Annotated in this window: 2 protein-coding genes; one reads left to right on the top strand and one right to left on the bottom strand. The window is 58.3% G+C overall.

Features of this window, described 5'->3' with window-relative positions; all coding sequences use genetic code 11:
* Positions 1-206: 206 nt before the first annotated feature.
* The gene (locus ACUN0C_RS20110; protein ID WP_445466517.1) at positions 207-473 is read left to right on the top strand and encodes a hypothetical protein; all 267 of its coding nucleotides are present in this window, start codon (positions 207-209) and stop codon (positions 471-473) included.
* A 297-nt stretch (positions 474-770) separates the two neighbouring features.
* On the opposite strand, the gene ACUN0C_RS20105 is transcribed toward ACUN0C_RS20110, so the two are convergent.
* The coding region (locus ACUN0C_RS20105) for a phage/plasmid primase, P4 family (protein WP_445468184.1) at positions 771-2791 on the bottom strand (2021 nt) is incomplete at its 5' end.

Below are 2791 nucleotides of genomic sequence, written 5' to 3'. Positions count from 1 at the left end.
TCTGGAGGCCGCCAAGATCGCCCTGAAGCTGAGGGAGGCGGCCATGTGAAATGGTGAGTTCCCGATTTCTCGGGCGGAGCGCGTGTGGGCCCAAGGTCCGCCGATCCGCCTGCGAACGCAGAAAAATGGTCCACCCCTTCCGGCCAGAGCGCCGGACTTCAATGAACCCGCCGCCGCGCGCATTTCAAAATTCTGGAGTATCGAAAATGGCTCAGGACAAGCAGCTCGTCCGCAATTTCATCAACATGGTCAACGAGGTAGCCTACCACCTCGACGTCTTCTACGAGAATGACGACATGGGCATTCTCGCCAATGACGACGAGACCTTCATCAACTTCCGTCGTGCGATCCTGCTGATGCGGGAGCGTGACATGCCGATCTCCAGCCTGATCCTGCACGTCGAGCGTCGGATTTCCGAGGCTTACGAGGAGGCCTTCTCGGGGTCGGGGCTGCCGGCCCTCGAGGACGAGTAATGTGGAAAGCCCGGCCGCCAAGAGGCGGTCGGGTAAGACCTGTGTAGGAGTGTAGCCCGTGCAGGCATTTTCATGAACTCTCAATCGTACTACCGTTCCCAAATTTTCCATCAACAAGGAAAAAATGCCTACACTACATACACTCCTTTGGGTGTGCGGACACGAACCTGGGGTCTGCAATCACGGTCTGTCGAAACGGGGCGTGGTTGGCGGCACCATTGCCCTGTGTGACTACCCTGGGCAGAAAAAAGCTACGGCCAAACGAATGGGTTGGCCGTAGCTTCCTGTGCATAAATCTCAGTTCACTCGATTTTCCCTGTGATTCAGAGATTTTTCCAAGATTGATGCGATGTCGACCTTGAACCCCTCGTCTGCGTCGGCAGCGATCGCAATGTTGTGCCAGACGTTACCCCCTGCTCCGCGCTTGCTCTTAAGACCAAAGCGGGTCTCAAGCTCTTTCTTGAAATCTCCACTTGGAACCGGTCGATGGCCGTTCTCCTTGCACCAGGTGGTGTAGTGATCGTACAGAACCTGATTTCCTATCTTGGCACCGGGATAATCAATGATCATCTCGTCCTTGAACCCCTTCACGCTGTCGATCTGATCGTGCGCCTGCTCCGTTGCCGCCTTGACGGAAGCTGGAGTTTGCAGCCCATCCCGGAAGTAGGTCTCAGCACCTCTGATCATCCAGTTCAGGATGCCTGAGGCTTCCTTCTGGAGCTCTATCTTCAGGTTAGGGTTCCGGTCCTTCTCCGCAACAGTTTCCAGGAATGGGATCTCCCGAAGGCGTTCCCAGAGTGCAAAGTTCGTGGAGAACGGCAGGCGCTTGTTCGTCACCAGGATGAGTTTGTATGTCGGATGATAGGTGAACGGATCCTTATAGAGGTGGCGAGCCGTGATCGGATCGCCACCCGATATCTGCTTGAGTAGTTCCTCGTTCGGCTTCTTGTCGGTTGGGAATTCGTCGGCGATGCACAGCCGAGCTGCCCGCAGTGCAGCCAAGTCAGCAGGAATTCCGTCATTGGTCTTGAGGACGAAAGTGTCCCGTTGAGGAGACTGTGCATTTGGTCCGAGAACATGCCGGAGAACGCCGGTGAGGACACCCTTGCCGTTACGTCCTCCCCCATGGAAGACCCAGATACTGTGCTCAATGTTCAAACCGGTGCAGAAGTAACCGGCAAGCGTCTGCATGTATCGGATCAGATCCTGATTTCCGGCGAACGTCTGGTCCAGAAAGCGCTCCCAGAGGGGCGCCTTGGCCTCCGGATCGTATGAGACAGGAGCCAGACGCGTAATCTTGTAATCGGGGCTGTGGGGAGTCGCTCCCCCGCAGGTCAGGTCAATGACCGCATTCTTGACGGCAAAGCGCACCGGGTCTTTGTCGAAATCATTGATGTGAGCTGCGATCTCCGGGCTGGAGCGGGCAATCTTCAGGGCGTTGCTCATCGTGGCAAAGCTGGCCGACTTCCTGGCCCAGGCGAGGCCGGACTTTCTGACTTCGGGGTCGGGGACGAGCTCCATTTCAGCGCGCAGCTCCGCGGCAAAACCCTTCATGCGGCGGATACCGTCGACGTCCTTTGTATCAACCTTCCATTGATCGCCCCGCCACGTAAGCCAGCCCTCCTGGTCCGTGTAGCGAATCTCCGTCTTATTTCGGGCGACGTACCAGTCTGCGTTCCCAATTTCGTCCCAGTTCGTGGCCGGCTTGGACGCGTAACGAGCGTACAAGCCGCGAACGCACCGGTCGACTTCGCCACGGGCCAGCGGGGGCTCGCATCTTTCCTCGTTCCAGGCGTGCGCCGTGAGAAGCAGGTCGTGCTCCCCCATCCCCTGGCGGATGAGCTTGCAGACATAGGACATGAGCATGTCATTGCGCTTCCCCTCAGGCACCTTTCCGGAGGAACACTGGTCACCGGGAGCAGAAGTGGGGCTCTGGAGCAGCTCAATCCAAAGCGGTGGAAGGTCCGCCAGAACGGTGCTGTCGAAGGGCGTGTGCCAGACGTAGGCTGAGGCACCACGGCGGGTCGGGGCGACGTTGATTTGGTTGCCGTCCGCCCGGATGTCGACGTGCGTATCGCATCCGAGGATAGCATCACCGAGATTGGTGACGCCCTTGATCTTGCCCCTCACATTCTTCGGGTAATTGAAGATCAAGTGGCGTCCGCCGGAGGGGGTCAGGGCGGTGAGCGTGTGCGGGAGGGGACCGTACACCTCCTGGAGCCGTTCCAGCCCCTGGGCGCCGTTCTTCCCCGAACCCTCATCAATATCGACGGCGATGATGTCCGACACGCGACCGGTCACGACCCCCACTCCGTATC

The organism is Faunimonas sp. B44 (assembly GCF_052655945.1).
The sequence above is the reverse complement of the archived record's forward strand: the minus strand, read 5'-3'. Positions and strand labels throughout refer to the sequence as shown.